The organism is Micromonospora sp. DH14 (genome assembly GCF_029809455.1).
In the GTDB taxonomy this organism is placed as follows: domain Bacteria; phylum Actinomycetota; class Actinomycetes; order Mycobacteriales; family Micromonosporaceae; genus Micromonospora; species Micromonospora parva.
Genome location: NZ_JARVKT010000006.1, coordinates 198071 through 213699, shown reverse-complemented (window position 1 = coordinate 213699; position 15629 = coordinate 198071). Strand labels below are relative to the sequence as shown.

Sequence of the window (15629 nt, the reverse complement as noted above, 5' to 3'; positions counted from 1 at the left end):
TCCTACCCGGGGAGGAGACCGGCTCCGACCACCGGCCGCGACCAGGGCTCGGGGTCGGACGCGACCGGCGGGCGCGACAACGAACATCTACAGGCATGACAACCCTGCTGCGCCGGGCGACGCACTGGAATCGCCCAATGATGGTCTTCGTCTCCGCGATGGCGGTGCTCGCCGTCGTCGCGGCGGTCGGCATCCTCGCCGACCCGCGCGTCCTCACCGGAGCGCCGATCTGGCTCAAGCCGTTCAAGTTCGCGGTGTCCTTCGTGCTGTACGGCGCGACGCTCGCCTGGATGCTCTCCCTGCTGCCGCGCCGCAGCCGGGCCGCCGAGTGGGCCGTCACCGTCATCGTCGCGATGGCGGTGATCGAGATGCTGGTGATCGTCGGCCAGGTGGTACGCGGGCAGACCAGCCACTTCAACGGCACCTCCGCGCTGAACAGCGCGCTGTTCTCGGTGATGGGTGCGGCGATCATGGTGCTTTTCCTCGCGCACCTCCTGGTCGGCGTCGTGGTGCTGATCCGGCGGATCCCGGACCGGGCGGCTCTGACGGCCGTCGGGTGGGGACTCGGCCTGTCGCTGCTGGGCATGCTCGCGGCGATACCTATGGTGCTGCCCATGCAGGAGCCGGGCATCGACGGGATCTCCGGGGCGCACAGCGTGGGCGTCATCGACGGCGGGCCGGGGTTGCCGGTGGTGGGCTGGAGCACCACCGGCGGTGACCTGCGGATCGGGCACTTCGTGGGGCTGCACGCCCTGCAGGCGTTACCGATCCTGGCGATCCTGCTGAGCCGGTTCGCGACGCGGTTGGACGAGCGCACCCGCGCCCGGCTGCTCGCCGTCGCGGGCGGCGCGTACGGCGTACTCACTGTGTTGTTGACCTGGCAGGCCCTGCGCGGACAGCCGCTGCTGCGCCCGGACGCCGCCACGCTCGTCGCGGTCGCGGCGCTGGTGCTCGCGACGGCGACCGCGGCCGGCCTGGTGCTGGCCCGCCGCCGCCCGGATGTGGCGCTGGCCGCATGACCGCGACGCTGTTCGCCCTGACCTTCGCGGTGGCCGCGCCGTTCTGGGCGCTGATGATCCTGCTGCCCCGCTGGTCGTGGACCGCCCGGATCATCGCCTCGCCGCTGATCGTGCTGCCGGTCGTGGTGATCTACGCGCTGCTGGTCCTCCCGGCGTTCGGCGAGGTGCTACCGGCCGTGGCGTCGCCGACCCTGGCCGGGGTGCGCGACCTGCTCGGCACCTCCGAGGGGGCGGCGGCGGGCTGGGCGCACATGATCGCGTTCGATCTGTTCGTCGGGCGGTGGGCGTGGTTGGACAGCAGGGAACGGGGGGTGCCGGCGCTGGTGATGGCTCCGGTGCTGCTGCTGACCATCCTGTTCGGACCGCTCGGCCTGGCCGCCTACCTCGCGGTCCGGGCCCGGTGGCGGCGGCCGGCGACCGCCGCCACCGGCCCGCAGCGCCTAGGCTGACCGTCGTGAGCTGGCTGGGGCGACTGTTCGACCTGCGGGACACACTCGTGCGGATGGTGCTGCTCGACCTCACCGGGTTGTGCTACCTGCTCGTCGTCCCGCACTCCACCAGCACGCCCACGACGGCACAGTGGGTCCTCGCGGTGCCGGCGTTCGCGATGGCGCTGGCGGCGCACCGTCGACCGGTGGTGAACCTGGTGGCGCAGGCCGCCCTGCTGGCGGTCGCCATCAGCCTGATCGACGACTTCACCATCAACCAGGTCGGCGCCAGTTGGGCGTTGCTCGAGATGACCATGCGGGCGCGCGGCCCCCGGGCCATCTGGCTGGCCACCGCCCTGCTGGTGGTGGTCGACCTGACCGACTCGATCGGCGACCCGCCACGCCGGTTCGCCTCCGGGGTCGTCGGGCTCGCCGTGGAGGTCGGCGTGCCGGTGCTGCTCGGCCTCGTCATCCGCGCCAACCGGGAGCTGAGCCGGCAGGCCGTGGAGCGGGCCCTGGCAGAGCAACGCCAGCACGAGTCGGAGAGCCGCGCGGCCCGCGCCGACGAACGCAGCGCCATCGCCCGCGAACTGCACGACGTCGTCGCGCACCACGTGGCGTCGATGGTCCTGCGGGTCGGCGTGGCCCGGCACGTGCTCACCGACCTGGACCCCAGGGTGGGCGAGGTCTTCGACGACGTGCACGGCACCGGCACCGCGGCCCTCGCGGAGCTGCGCCGGCTGGTCGCGGTGCTGCGCAACCCCGACGGGGTACGCGGCGACGCGGCGTTGACCGCGATCGAGCCCGCCGCGCTGCCGGCGGCGATCGGCGCGTCCATCGACCGGGCCCGCCAGGCCGGTATCACGGTGGAGGCCGACCTCGACCCGGCGATCGGTTCCCTCGACGCGGTGCGCGGCATGGCGGTGCTGCGACTGACCCAGGAGGCGCTGACCAACGTGGCCAAACACGCGGGGACGTCCGCGCTCGCGCACCTCGTGGTCGCCGTCCGCGACGGCGCGGTGCACTGGGAGGTCAGCGACACCGGCCGTGGTGGGGTGCCGGTGGGCGTGCCGGCCGGCGGCGGGCACGGCATCACCGGAATGCGCGAGCGGGTCGAGGTCCTCGGCGGCCGACTGGAGGCCGGCCCGACCGAGACGGGGTGGCGGGTGCGTACCGTGCTGCCGGCCACCGCCAGCGAGCCGTCGACCCGGTTGCTGCCCCGCGACCGCGCGGCGTCCGCCGGCTCCCCCGCGCCGGAGCCGGCGTGATCCGGCTGCTGCTGGTCGACGATCAGCACCTCATCCGGGCCGGGCTGCGGATGCTCTGCGACGCGCAACCCGACATCGAGGTCGTCGGGGAGGCCGACAACGGCCGCGAGGCGATTGCGCTGGCCGGGCGGCTCGTTCCCGACGTCGTCGTGATGGACCTGCGGATGCCCGGTGTCGACGGGATCACCGCGACCAGCCGGATCCTCGCCGACCGTCCCACCACCCGCATCCTGGTGCTGACCACGTTCGGCGACGACGATCACCTGTACCCCGCGTTGACCGCCGGGGCGTGCGGTTTCCTGCTCAAGGACGCGCCCCCGACCGAGCTGCTGGACGGCATCCGCCGGGCCGCCGTCGGTGACAGCCCGTTCAGCCCGGAGGTGCTGCGTCGCCTCGTCCACCGCGCGGTGCACGCCCGCCCGGACTCCCCACCGGCCCTGCCGGGTCTGACCGCCCGGGAACGCGACGTGCTCGACCTGGTCGCCGAGGGCCTGTCCAACACCGAGATCGCCGACCGGCTCCACATCGGCGTCACCACGGTCAAGACCCACATCACCAGCCTGATGGCCAAGACCGACAGCCCCAACCGGGTCCGTCTGGCGCTGTTCGCTCGCGGCGTCTGACGCGCGGAAGCGGTCCGCTCGCACCTCTTGACGTGCCGCTGGGAGCGCTCCAAGATCACTTGGAGCGGAGCCGCACGAACGGCGGGCCGCCCGAGGCGGGTGTGGTGGTCTGTTGCTGGGCGCATTCGGTCTGAGCGAGCTGGAGGAGAAGGTCTACCTGGAGCTGGTCCGGGGCAGTGCCGGGACCGCTACCGAACTGGCACCACGGGTCGCGGCCACGGTCGCCGAGCTGGAACACGCGCTCGACGCCCTCACCCGGGCCGGGCTGGTCCGCGTGGTCGCCGGCCGCGCCGGTGCCGCCCCACCCGACCTGGCCATCGAGTCGCTGCTGAACCAGCGGATGCGCGAGCTTCAGGAGGCGCGGGTCGGCCTGTGGGACTGGCTGCGGCAGCAACGCCCGGCGGACCCGATGGACCAGGACGTCCAGTTGGTGGTCGGCGTTCCCGCGATCATGCAGGCGTTCGACCAGTTCCTGCGCGGGGCGCAGGAGGAGGTGCTCGGCTTCGACCGCCCGCCGTACGCGGCGGTGCTGCAGGACAACCCGACCGAGATCGAGATGCTCGGCCGGGGCGTCGCCTTCCGGGTGGTGTACGACCGGCGGGGGTTGGAACGGCCGGGTGCGGCCGCCCACATCGGCCGGTTCGTCGCCGCCGGTGAACAGGCACGGGTCGCCGCGAACGTGCCCGGCAAGCTCGCCGTCGCCGACCGCCGGGTCGCCCTGATCTCCTTCCCCGCCCGCGCCGACAGCACCGAACCGTGGGCACTGGTGGTCCGGGGTGCCACCTGGGTGGAGGTGCTCGTGGCGCTGTTCAGCGAGGTGTGGGACCGGGCCACGCCGCTGCGGCTCGCCCCGGCCAGCGAGGTGGTCGACGACGTCGAGCGGCAGAGCACGCCCACCCTCGTCGACCGGCAGATCCTGTCGCTGCTGATGACCGGGCTGCCGGACAAGGCGGTCGCCTCCCAGTTGGGCATCTCGCTGCGGACGGTGCAGCGGCGGTTGCGGCAGTTGATGGACGCGACCGGGAGCGCCACCCGGATGCAGCTCGGCTGGTTCATCGCCCGCCACGACTGGCTCTGAGCCCGGCGGTGGGGGGCCTGCCGACACTGGAGGTGACGGCAGGCCCCGGTGCTCACTTCGTGACCGTCACCGACACGGTGACCGGGGTGGACGCGCCCTTCGCGCCGTTGTTGGTGACCAGCAGCGTGGCGACGTACGTGCCCGGTGCCAGGCCGGTGGTGTCCACGGTGACGGTCAGCGTGCCCTTGGCCCCGGCCGGCACCTCGCCGGTGGTGGCGGCGGACAGCCACGGCACGTCGCTGTACGCCGGCAGCGAACCGTCGACGTGATAGACCTTGGCGCCGTACGGCCGGCCGACCGCGTTAGCGAGCACCCACAGGTTGCCCTGCTCGTCCAGGTCCAGCCCGGCCCCGCTGAGCGGGTTCGGGTCCGGGTCGGGCACCGAGGCCAGCGGCTGGCAGGTGGCCGGGTCGAGCGCCCAGATCGACTCCTTGGAGTCCTGGTTGATGCCCCACAACACGTTGTGTTCCTCGTTGAGGGCCAGGCCGGTCATCCACGGGATGGGCGGGGTGCACTCCCCCAGCACGGAGCCGGGCTGCGGGTGCGACATCCCGGCGAGGTGCCGGATGCGGTTGTCGCCGCTGAGGTAGAAGGTGTCGTCCGAGGCGCGGTAGGCCAGCCCGTAGTAGAGCTTGCCGGCCCACGGCCCGGTGATGGTCTCCTTCACCTGCAGGGTGTCCGGGTCGAAGCACACGATCGGCAGGTCCCCGATGAACGACATCTTCGGCGCGCACATCAGGTCCCGGCTCGCCACGTACGCCATGTCCGAGGGCCAGCCGTCGATCGGCAGCACACCCTTGGCCAGTGACCGGCCGTCGGTGCTGAAGCGTTGCATCTGCCCGAACAGGTACGAGTTGGAGACGATCAACTCGCCGTTGCGGTAGCCGACGCCGTAGGCGTTGTAGAGCTCCTTGAGCGGGAACGAGCTGAGCTGCCGGCCGGGGATGCCGGTCGGCGGGGTGGGCGAGTTGATCTCCCGGGCCAGCCAGGTGGCCGGCAGGTCACCCCGGTTGGTGAGGGTCACCGTCGCGGTCCGGGTCGCCCCGGCGCGGGCGGTCACCGAGATCGCGCTCTTGTTGGCCAGCAGCAGCGGCGTACGCAGCGCCAGGTCGTGCGTGACGACCGTCGACTCGACCACGTCGACGGCGCTCCCGGGCAGGTCGTAGCCCGGTTGCAGCGCGGTGACCGTGACCGGCCCGGCCGGCGCCTCCAGCTGGTAGAAGCCGTCCGCGTCGGTGGTGGCGGTGACCGGCTGCGGGGCGTCGGCGGACTCGACCCGTACCGTCGCGCCGGCCAGCGGCTGACGGTCGTTCGCGTCACGCACCGTGCCCCGCAGCAGACCCCGACCGGCCACCCGGAAGGTGACCGCGTCGCCCGCGTCGAGCGCCTGCTCGTCGCGCGAGTAGGTCAACGCGTCGCGGCCGGTGGCGTCCTCGATGCCGACGGTCGCCGAGCCGCCGGCCCCCGCCGCGGTGGTGGCGAGCTTGCGGTACTGGATGGTGACGGTGCCGTCCTCGCCGAGGCGTACCTGCACGTCGATCCGGTTCTTCGGCGCGCTCTTGAGCGCGGCCCGGTTCCAGGTGACCACGAACTGTCGGGCCGTGCCGGTGCCGAACACCCTGGTGCGCACCGTCGAGGCGTGGTCCAGGATCAGGTCGTCCCAGAACGCGTAGACGGCCGGCGCCGAGACCGCGAGGGCGGGCAGCGGACCGTTGTCGCCGACCGAGGTGCTCGTGTCGGCGCCGAGGGTCAGGTAACCGTCGGTGTGCACGGTGAGGCGACGGTAGGTGCTGCCGTAGAGGGTCATCGGGAACGGCAGGTCGACGGCCCGGCTCGCGGTGTCACCGGTGAGGGCGAGCACGCTGCCGCCGTCGACCCACTGCGCGGTGGCCGTCCCCGCCTGGTAGCCGTGCCGGTCGGCCTTCGCGGCGAGCGTCACGTCCACCGTCTGCGGCCCGTCGACGCTCAGCGCGACAGTCTTCGGTGCCAGCCACCGGCCGTACTCGACCAGCAGGTCGTAGTCGGCCTCGGGCAGCATCCCGGTGTAGTGACCGTCGGCGTCGGTGACGAACGCCGGGAACGTCTCCCCGGCGAGCGCCAACCGGGCGCCCACGACCGGCTTGCCCGCCGGGTCGGTGACCCGGCCCTGGATCGCCTGCCACGGCGCGGGTTCGGACAGGTCCACCGTCAGGTTGGTGGTGCCGCTGGTCGACACGGTGATGCTCTGCCGTACGGTCCGCCGCGCGAAGAACGACGCGGTCAGGGTGTACTCCCCGGCCGGGACCCGACCCAGTTGGACGGTGCCGCGCGCGTCGGTGCGGGCGGTGCGGGTGACCAGCGCGGAGGTCAGGGTGATCTTCGCACCGGAGAGCGCGGTGCCGTTCAGGTTCGCGTGCACCACGACGCCGCCGAGCTGCGCCGTCGAGGCCTGGGTCACCAGGTCGTACGCGTCGAGCCGGCCCTCGCCGTAGACGTTGTTGTCGGCCGGGGTGCCACCGCACTGAAGGTCGTTGACGTCGTGCGCGGTGCGGTCCAGCAGTTCCCGGGTGGTCGCCAGGTCGCGGCGCAGGTTCGGCACCGCCGACCACGCCAGGGCGACCGCGCCGGCGACGTGCGGAGCGGCCATGGAGGTGCCGTCGCTCATGCCCCAGTCGCTGCCCGGCACTGACGAGAGGATGCCCACCCCGGGAGCGGTGATGTCCGGCCGTACCGCGGCCTCGCGGCCCGGCCCACGGCTGGAGAAGTCAGCGATCACACCGGTGGAGTCGGTCGCGCCGACGGCGTACGCGAGGGGGTTGGTGGCCGGGTGCCCCGCCGAGCCGCACGGCTCGGGCAGCTCCTTGGCCTCGTTGCCGACCGCGAAGACCGGGAAGATGCCGGCGGCGACCCAGGAGTCGATGATGGTGTCGTAGAAGGTGGGGTCACCGTCGTGCCCGCCCCAGGAGTTGTTGATGATGTCCGGGGCCAGGTCGGGGCGGGGGTTCTCGCCGTTGTGGTCGGTCGGTGCGAGCATCCACTGACCGGCGGCGAGCAACGCGCTGTTGCTGCAGTAGTTGGCCTCGCACCCCTTGGCCGCGATCCAGCTGGCGCCCGGGGCCACACCGGTGATCCGCCCGTCGCCGTCGTCGCCGACCATCGTGCCGACCGTGTGGGTGCCGTGCCCGAAGTTGTCGCAGGGCGTCGACGGCAGGCAGATCCCGGTCGGGTCGTACCAGTTGTAGTCGTGCGTGAAGGTGCCGTCACCGTCGTTGCCACGGTACTGGCGGACCAGGGCCGGATGGTCGTACTGCACACCGGAGTCGACGCTGCCGACGACGATGCCCTCGCCGCGGGTGCCGTACTCGCGCCAGACCTTGTCGGCGGCGAGCGCCGTGAGGTTCCACGGCAGCTGCGGGTCGTCGGCGGTGGCGCCGGCGGTGCGGACCGGCTCCGCGAGCGCGGTCCCACCGATCGCGGTGATCCGCGCGACGTCCGCCCGGCCGGCCAGCTCGGTCACCAGTTTCAGGTCGCCGGTGACCTCGATGATGTTCGCGATCCAGTACGGGGTGAAGTCGGCGTGCCGCTCGCGTAGCAGGGCACGCAGCCCACGCTGGGTCTTCTCGGCGTGGGCCAGCTTGGTCTGGTAGACCCGGGTGGTGCGGGCGACCCGCCCGGCCCGGCCATCGGCGGCCCGTGCGACCCGGTCCAGGTCGTTCTGGTCCAGCGTGGCCTCGTCGGTCAGCTCGACGAAGAAGCTGGCGTTGGTGCCGGCGCGGGCCGGGCCGAGCACCAGCGGGTCCACCTTGCGCAGTGGGTCGGCAGCGCCGTTGCCCGGTGCGGGCGCGGCCACGGCGGCGCCGGTCGGCAGTGCGAGCACGATGGCCAGCGCCGCGCCGACGGCGCCCATGGCTCGACGTGTCAGCGGTCTGGGTCTGAGCATGACGGACGTCCCTCCCTCGGGCGGTCGCCCGGGAGGGCCGACACCGCCGTCGCCGATTCTCGGGCGACGGGCATCCGGTTGACCCGCAAGATCACTGGCGGAGCACGGACATGGCGGGTCTCCGCCATCCCGCGTTGGCCCCACCGACACCGGCGGGCCACCACCCCGCTCAGCCCCGCATCCGCGCGGACACGACGATGACGAGCACCAGCGGCACCAGCGGCAGGGCCGGGGCGACGACCGGCAGGTGCAGGGCGACCAGGGCGCCGACCGCCGCGCCGACCATCAGGGCCAGCAGCACCTGCGCCCTGGGCCGCAGGCTGGCCCACGGGCTGCGGGCGGCCACCCCGGCGATCAGGCTGGTGAGCGTGCCGGTCAGATATGTGGAGGACAGGCCGGAGACGCCGAAGCGTTGGATGGCGCTGCTCTGCACTCCCAACGCGACCGCGGACAGCATCAGCAGCGCCAGGTGCACACGCGCGTCGGGGGCGTGCAGCGTGACCTCCCAGACGACGGCGAACACCACGAACACCGACAGCTCCAGGACCAGCGCCCAGGTGACCCGTCGTGGCCAGACCGGGTCGTCGGGCTGCGCCGAGCCGACGACGCGGGCGCCCGCGAGGACACCGACGATGAAGCTGACGATGGCGCAGCCCGACGTCAGGGCCAGGTCGGCCTCGCCCCGGCCCGCCGAGAGCCCGAGCAGGACCATGTTGCCGGTCATCACGCTGGCGAACGCGCCGCCGAGGGCGAGAAACCCGAGAGCGTCGGCGCTTCCGGTCAGGAAGGTGAGGACGACGACGAGCGCGTGCCGTCGGCGCAGCAGTCGGTCGTCTCGGTGCGCGGCGACGTGGGGGCGGGTGACGCGGGGCGCTGTGCTCGACACTGTCGGCCACCTTCCGGTGATTGTTCTTCGTATACACTTTGTCCGGACACGTTCACGGAGAGGCGACCAGGTGGCTGAAGACCTACGGGACAAGCTCGGCGCGCAACACCTGCCGCTCCGCGATCAGGTCCTCGCCGCGCTGCGGACCGCCATCATCGACGGCGACTACCTTCCCGGGGAACGGCTCACCGAGGACCGGCTCGCCGAGGACTTCGGCGTCTCCCGCAACCCCGTCCGGGAGGCGTTGCGGGTCGCCGAGGCGGAGGGGTTCGTGGTGATCCTCCCCCGCCGGGGAGCTGTCGTCGCCTCACCGAGCAGCGGGACCATCGCCGACATGTTCGCCGTACGCGAGCGTCTGGAGGCGCTGGCCGCCCGGCTGGCCGCCGAGCGGGCCACCGCCGCCGACGTGGCGTCCCTGCGTGCCCTGCTCGACCAGGGCCGCGAGGCGACGCAGCGACAGGACCTGGCCCGGGTCGCCGAGCTGAACAGCACGCTGCACCTGCGCATCCTGCAGATCAGCGGAAACCCCTGGCTGTCGTCGATCGCCAAGTCGCTCTACCTCCATGTGCAGTGGATCTTCCGGCTCGGGGCGGCCGAACGGGCCCCCCACTCGTGGGCCGAGCACATCCAGCTCGTCGACGCCATCGAGTCGGGCGACGGTGACCGCGCCGAGCGGGCCGCTCTCCACCACCTCGACGCGGCCTCCGCCGCGGCCTACGAGAACGCCGAAGGCGGCTACGCCGCCCGCTGACGCTCAGGTGGCCGCGGCACCCGCTACCGGCCGCACGCGTAACCCTGCATCCCCCGGGGGTTCGCGGCGGCGGCCAGCAGCCCGGTGCCCGGGTCGCGGGTCACCGCACAGAGCCGGCCCAGGCTCCACCCGTCGACGACCCGCACCTCGTGCCCGTACGCCCGCAGCGCCGCCAGCACGCCCTCGTCGAGCCGGTCCTCCACCACCAGGACACCCGGCTGCATGTCGCGTGGATAGAACGACCCCGGCAGGCTGACCGTGTGCCACGCCGGAGCGTCGATGGCTTCCTGAAGACTCTGACCACCCACGAGGTGCCGCAGCAGGAACGGCAACTGCCACTGGTCCTGCTGGTCGCCACCGGGGGTGCCGCACGCCAGCACCGGCTCACCGTCGCGGTGCACCATCGTCGGGCTCAACGTCGTCCGCGGGCGACGACCCGGCGCCAGCGACGAGGCCAGCCCCTCCTCCAACCAGAACATCTGCAACCTGCTGCCCAACGGGAAGCCGAGTTCCGGAATCGTCGGGGAGCTCTGCAACCAGCCGCCGCTGGGCGTCGCGGAGATCATGTTGCCCCAGCGGTCGACCACGTCCACGTGACACGTGTCGCCCCGGGTCACCCCGTCCGACTGCACCGTCGGCTCCCCCGTCGCGGCATCCGTCGACCCGGTACGCCGGACGGCACCGGGTCGGACGTGCGCCGGCAGGCGCGGCTGCGCACCGTCCGGACTCCCCGGCCGCAGCTGCGCCGACGCGCGGTCGCCGATCAGGGCGGCCCGCTCCCGCGCGTACTGCGGGGAGAGCAGCGCCTTGGCGGGCACGTCGACGTCGTCGCCGTACCAGGCCTCCCGGTCGGCGAAGGCGAGCTTGAGCGCCTCGACCTGGGCGTGCACGCCGGCCGCGGTCCCGGGGTCGTACGCGCCCGGGTCGTCGAGCGCGTCCAGGGTGGCCAGTGACTCCAGCAGCACCGGGCCCTGACCCCAGAACCCGGTCTTCGCCACCGAGTAGCCGTGCCAGTCGAGGGTGGCGGGCGCCTCCCAGCTCGCCGAGTACGCGGCCAGGTCGTCGCCGGTGACCAGCCCGGCGTGCGGGCGTCCGCTGGAGTCCTGGAACGGTCGCCGGCTGAACGCGTCGATCGCCTCGGCGACGAAACCCGTGCTCCAGGCCCGACGCGCCGCCTCGATCTGGGCCTCCCGGTCGACGCCGGCCGCCTGTCCCGCCTCGACGAGCCGGCGCAGCGTGTCCGCGTACGCCGGGTTGGTGACCATCTCCCCCGCGGCCGGTGGCCGGCCGTCGCGCAGCCAGAGCGCGGCGGACGTGGGCCAGTGTTCCTCGAACAACGACCGGACGGCGGCCACCGTGTCACCGACCCGGCCCACCACCGGGTGTCCGGCGCCGGCGTAGCCGATCGCCGGTTCCAGCACCTCGGCGAGGGTGAGCGTGCCGTGCTCGCGCAGCAGCAGGAGCCAGGCGTCCACGGCGCCGGGCACGGCCGCCGCGAGCGGGCCGGCACCCGGGATGAGGTCCATCCCGACGGACCGGAAGTGCGCGATGGTGGCGCCGGCCGGTGCCGGCCCCTGCCCGCACAGCACCTTCGGCCGGGGGTCCTGTGCGGTGGCCACGATGGCCGGCACCTCGCCGCCCGGCCCGTTCAGGTGCGGCTCGACGACGTGCAGGACGAACCCGGCGGTGACCGCGGCGTCGAAGGCGTTGCCCCCGCGTTCGAGGATGCCCATCGCCGCCTGGCTGGCGAGCCAGTGGGTCGAGGACACCATGCCGAAGGTGCCCTGCAACGTGGGTCGGGTGGTGAACGTCATGACAACACCTCACTGGGATCTGCGGTGCGAACGTCGGGGCCGGTGCCGTCCGGCTGGACCAGGTGGCACGCGGCCATGCCGTCGCCGATCGCGGTCTGCGCCGGCACCTCGGTCGCGCACCTGTCGAAGGCGAGCGGGCACCGGGTCCGGAACCGGCAGCCCGACGGCGGGTCGAGCGCGGACGGCAGGTCGTCGCCGAGCAGCACCGGCTGCCGGCGGCGCTGACGCACCGGATCGGCCACCGGCGCGGCGGACAGCAGCGCCTGCGTGTACGGGTGGGCGGGCCGGGCGAAGATCCGCTCGCGACTGCCCCGCTCGACGAGTTGCCCCAGGTACATGACCGCGATCTCGTCGGCCAGGTACTCGACAGCGGAGAGGTCGTGGGTGATGAAGAGGCAGGCGAACCCGATGTCGCGTTGCAGGTCGGCGAGGAGGTTGAGCACCGACGCCTGCACCGACACGTCGAGCGCGCTGGTCGGTTCGTCAGCGATGAGCAACATCGGTTCGGAGATCAGTGCCCGCGCGATGCTGACCCGCTGGCGTTGCCCACCGGACAGCTCGTGGGGATAGCGCCGGGCCACCTCGGCGCGCAGGCCCACCCGTTCCAGTTGGGGAGCGACGCGGGTCTCCCGCTCGCGCCGGGACATCCGCTTGCCGGCCAGCCGCAGCGGCTCGGCCACGATCTCACCCACCAGCATGCGCGGGTCCAGGGACGCGGCCGGGTCCTGGAAGACGATCGACACCGCGCCGCGATGGGGGCGCAGGTGCCGTCGGGACAGGTGGGTGACGTCAGTGCCGGCGATCCGCACCGTTCCCGCTGTCGGCTCGACGAGGCGTACCACGCAGCGGCCCACCGTCGACTTTCCGGAGCCGCTCTCCCCCACCAGGGCGGTGACCCGGCCGCGCGGGATGGTCAGCGACACCCCGTCCACGGCACGCACCGGGCCGAAGTGCATCACCAGGTCCGTGATCTCCAGGGCGTACGGCTGCGGCGTCATCGGTTCGCCTCCTGAGGGGCCATCTCGCACGGGTGCCAGCAGGCCGCGACGTGGTCGGTGCCACCGACACCCGCCAGCGGCGGGGCGGCCGTGCGGCACCGCTCGTCGGCGGCCGGGCAGCGATCCGCGAAGGTGCAGGCGTCGGGTTGGCTGGCCAGGACGGGCACCAGCCCGGGTATCTCGGTCAACCGGTCCGTGCCGGCGTGCCGGCCCGGCTGCGGTGACGCCGACAGCAGACCGGCGGTGTACCGGTGTCGGGGGTGGGCGAACAGGTCGTCCACCGGTGCCCGTTCCGCCACCCGTCCCGCGTACATGACGACGACGCGGTCCGCGATGTCGGCGATCACGCCGAGGTCGTGGGTGATGATGAGGACGCTCGTGCCGAGCTGGTCGCGCAGGTCCCGCAGCACCTGCAGGATGCCGGCCTGCACGGTGACGTCCAGCGCGGTGGTCGGCTCGTCGGCCACCAGCACCTTCGGGCCGCAGGCCACCGCCATCGCGATCATCACGCGCTGGCGCATGCCGCCGGAGAGCTGGTGCGGATAGGTGTCGACGCGAAGGGCTGCGGACGGGATCCCGACGAGCGTCAGCAGCTCGACGGCGCGCGCCCGCGCCGCCCGCCGGGACATCCGCTCGTGGACCTGGAGCACCTCGCCGATCTGCCGCCCGACGGTGAGCACCGGGTTCAACGACGTCATCGGTTCCTGGAAGATGTAGGCGATCTCCCGAACCCGGACCCGGCGAAGCGCCGCCTCGCGGGCCCCGATCAGCTGGGTGCCGTCCAGGCGCACCGAGCCGGTGACCCGGGCGCTGCCCGGTAGCAGCCCGGCGATGCTCATCGCGGTGACGCTCTTTCCGCACCCCGACTCGCCCACCATCCCGACGATCTCGCCGGGCGCGAGGTCAAGGCTGACACCGTCGACCGCCGAGACGGTGCCGGTCTCGGTGGGGAACGACACCGACAGGTCGCGGATCTCCAGCACGGGCGCGCCGGCCGTGGTCATCGTCGGTCTCCCTTCGGATCGAGGGCGTCGCGCAGGGCGTCACCGAAGACGTTGAACGCCAGCGCGAGCCCCATGATGACGACACCGGGCAGGACGGCGGCCCACGGTGCGCGGGCGGCGAACTGCTGGGCGGTGGCCAGCATGGTGCCGAGGCTGGGCGCCGGGGGCTGGATGCCGAGGCCGAGGAACGACAGCACCGCCTCGCCGAGGATCGCGGCCGGGATGGCGACGGTGGCCTGCACCATGATCACCGACGTCGCGTTCGGCAGGATGTGCCGGGCCAGCACCCACAGGTCGCTCGCGCCGTCGACGACGGCCGCCGCCACGAAGTCCAGTGACTTGAGGCGCAGGGTGTCCGAGCGGACCACCCGGATCACCCCGGGGATCTGGGCGATGCCGATGGCCACCGCGGCGTTGCCGAGGCTGGCGCCCCGGATGGCCGCCAGCCCCACCGCCATGATCAGGAACGGGAACGCCAGCAGCAGGTCGGTGAAGCGGGAGATCACCGCGTCCCAGGCCCGGAAGTAGCCGGCCGCGAGCCCGAGCGGCACCCCGATGACCAGGGACGTCGCCACCGCGAGGAGACCCACCTGCAACGACGCCCGGGCACCGAGCATGATGCGGGAGAGGACGTCGCGGCCGAGGTCGTCGGTGCCCAGCAGGTGCCCGGCGGTGCCGGGCGGTGCGAACGTACGGGCGAAGTCGGTCTGGTCGACCGAGTAGGGCGCGAGCCAGGGCGACAGCACGGCGATGACGCCCGCCAGCGCGAGCACGACGAAACTCACGACGGCGAGCGGGTTGCGGCGCAGCCGCCGCAGCACGCGGGTACGCCGGGTGACGCTGGCGGCGCCGGTCTCCGCCATCGGTACGGTGAGGACGGTCATGCCGGATCTCCCGTCACCCGGATGCGTGGATCGATGACCGAGTAGAGCAGATCCACGAAGAAGTTGATCACGATGTAGGCCGCCGCGGTGAGCAGGACGACGGCCTGGATCACCGGGTAGTCCCGTTGGAACACCGCGTCGATGGTCATCTTGCCGAAGCCCGGCAGCCCGAAGATCTGTTCGGTGACGACCGCGCCGGAGATCAGCCCGCCGAGTTGCAGGCCCACGACTGTCACCACCACGATGAGGCTGTTGCGCAGGGCGTGCCGGGTGATGACGGCGCGCGGTCGCAGCCCCTTCGCCTTCGCCGTCCGCACGTAGTCCGACGAGAGCGAGTCCAGCATCGCCGAGCGGGTCTGCCGCATGATGATGGCGGCGAGGCCGGTGCCGAGGATCACCGCGGGCAGGACGATGTGGTGCAGGTTGTCCACCGGGTCCTCCAGGATCGGCACGAAGCCGGAGGCGGGGAAGAGCCCGGTCGCCACGGACAGGTAGAGGATCGCCAGCAGCCCGAGCCAGAAGTGCGGCACCGACAGGCCGATCAGGGCCAGGCCGTTGGCGAGCCACTCCGCCGGCCGTCCACGACGGACCGCCGCGAGCACCCCGGCGCCGACACCGAGCGCCGACGCGATGAGGATCGCCAGAACGGACAGCTCGACGGTCACCGGCAGGGCGGTGGTGAGCATCGACGAGACCGGCGTGCCGGTCCGGATCGACACGCCGAAGTCGCCCTGCGCCATCCGCTCCACGTACTGGGCGAACTGCACCGGCAGCGGCTGGTCCAGCCCGTAGTGCCGACGGATGGCCTCCAGGGCCTCCGGCGACCGGTCCTCGCCGGCCAGCGCGAGGGCCGGGTCACCGGGGAGCGCCCGTACGCCGACGAAGACCACGATCGTCGACAACAGCAGGGTCACTGCCGACTGCCAGGCACGGGTGAGCAGATATCGGGCCACGACG

13 protein-coding genes are annotated in these 15629 nt (G+C 72.8%); 6 read left to right on the top strand and 7 right to left on the bottom strand.

Annotated features, from left to right (window positions below; all coding sequences use genetic code 11):
* Window positions 1-95: 95 nt before the first annotated feature.
* The 5 genes from QCZ28_RS11290 to QCZ28_RS11270 all read left to right on the top strand — a co-directional run bounded on the left by QCZ28_RS11290 (window position 96) and on the right by QCZ28_RS11270 (window position 4416).
* Window positions 96-1019 carry a hypothetical protein gene (locus QCZ28_RS11290; protein WP_279516573.1) on the top strand — a complete coding sequence of 308 codons (924 nt, stop codon included), beginning with the start codon at window positions 96-98 and terminating at the stop codon, window positions 1017-1019.
* A complete protein-coding gene (locus QCZ28_RS11285; RefSeq protein WP_279516572.1) occupies window positions 1016-1468 on the top strand; it encodes an ABA4-like family protein in 453 nt (150 codons plus the stop codon). The genes QCZ28_RS11290 and QCZ28_RS11285 overlap by 4 nt, the downstream gene beginning before the upstream one ends.
* 5 nt (window positions 1469-1473) lie before the next feature.
* Window positions 1474-2715 (top strand): histidine kinase, encoded by a 1242-nt coding sequence (locus QCZ28_RS11280; protein WP_279516571.1) that lies wholly within the window; start codon window positions 1474-1476, stop codon window positions 2713-2715.
* Complete coding sequence (locus QCZ28_RS11275) at window positions 2712-3338, top strand: response regulator transcription factor (protein ID WP_279516570.1); 627 nt, start codon at window positions 2712-2714, stop codon at window positions 3336-3338. Before QCZ28_RS11280 ends, QCZ28_RS11275 begins: the two co-directional genes overlap by 4 nt.
* A 112-nt stretch (window positions 3339-3450) precedes the next feature.
* A complete protein-coding gene (locus QCZ28_RS11270) occupies window positions 3451-4416 on the top strand; it encodes a helix-turn-helix domain-containing protein (RefSeq protein WP_279516569.1) in 966 nt (321 codons plus the stop codon).
* A 52-nt stretch (window positions 4417-4468) separates the two neighbouring features.
* On the opposite strand, the gene QCZ28_RS11265 is transcribed toward QCZ28_RS11270, so the two are convergent.
* Together QCZ28_RS11265 and QCZ28_RS11260 are read right to left on the bottom strand one after the other, a co-directional pair.
* On the bottom strand, window positions 4469-8335 hold the full coding sequence (locus QCZ28_RS11265) for a S8 family serine peptidase (RefSeq protein ID WP_279516568.1): 3867 nt from the start codon (window positions 8333-8335) through the stop codon (window positions 4469-4471).
* A 169-nt stretch (window positions 8336-8504) separates the two neighbouring features.
* Window positions 8505-9221, bottom strand: a complete 717-nt coding sequence (locus QCZ28_RS11260; protein ID WP_279516567.1) for a YoaK family protein — start codon at window positions 9219-9221, stop codon at window positions 8505-8507.
* 70 nt (window positions 9222-9291) lie between these two features.
* Here QCZ28_RS11260 and QCZ28_RS11255 point away from each other — a divergent pair, with 70 nt between their 5' ends.
* Window positions 9292-9972, top strand: coding sequence for a GntR family transcriptional regulator (locus QCZ28_RS11255; protein ID WP_279516566.1), 681 nt, complete (start codon window positions 9292-9294; stop codon window positions 9970-9972).
* Window positions 9973-9995: 23 nt separating this feature from the next.
* Here QCZ28_RS11255 and QCZ28_RS11250 read toward each other — a convergent pair whose 3' ends face one another.
* The 5 genes from QCZ28_RS11250 to QCZ28_RS11230 are packed head-to-tail and all read right to left on the bottom strand — an operon-like array spanning window position 9996 to window position 15625.
* Window positions 9996-11786 carry a gamma-glutamyltransferase family protein gene (locus QCZ28_RS11250; RefSeq protein ID WP_279516565.1) on the bottom strand — a complete coding sequence of 597 codons (1791 nt, stop codon included), beginning with the start codon at window positions 11784-11786 and terminating at the stop codon, window positions 9996-9998.
* Window positions 11783-12784, bottom strand: a complete 1002-nt coding sequence (locus QCZ28_RS11245; protein ID WP_279516564.1) for an oligopeptide/dipeptide ABC transporter ATP-binding protein — start codon at window positions 12782-12784, stop codon at window positions 11783-11785. The genes QCZ28_RS11250 and QCZ28_RS11245 overlap by 4 nt, the downstream gene beginning before the upstream one ends.
* The gene (locus QCZ28_RS11240) at window positions 12781-13788 is read right to left on the bottom strand and encodes an ABC transporter ATP-binding protein (RefSeq protein ID WP_279516563.1); all 1008 of its coding nucleotides are present in this window, start codon (window positions 13786-13788) and stop codon (window positions 12781-12783) included. The genes QCZ28_RS11245 and QCZ28_RS11240 overlap by 4 nt, the downstream gene beginning before the upstream one ends.
* The gene (locus tag QCZ28_RS11235) at window positions 13785-14672 is read right to left on the bottom strand and encodes an ABC transporter permease (RefSeq protein WP_279516562.1); all 888 of its coding nucleotides are present in this window, start codon (window positions 14670-14672) and stop codon (window positions 13785-13787) included. Before QCZ28_RS11235 ends, QCZ28_RS11240 begins: the two co-directional genes overlap by 4 nt.
* Window positions 14669-15625, bottom strand: coding sequence for an ABC transporter permease (locus QCZ28_RS11230; RefSeq protein WP_279516561.1), 957 nt, complete (start codon window positions 15623-15625; stop codon window positions 14669-14671). Before QCZ28_RS11230 ends, QCZ28_RS11235 begins: the two co-directional genes overlap by 4 nt.
* Window positions 15626-15629: the final 4 nt, after the last annotated feature.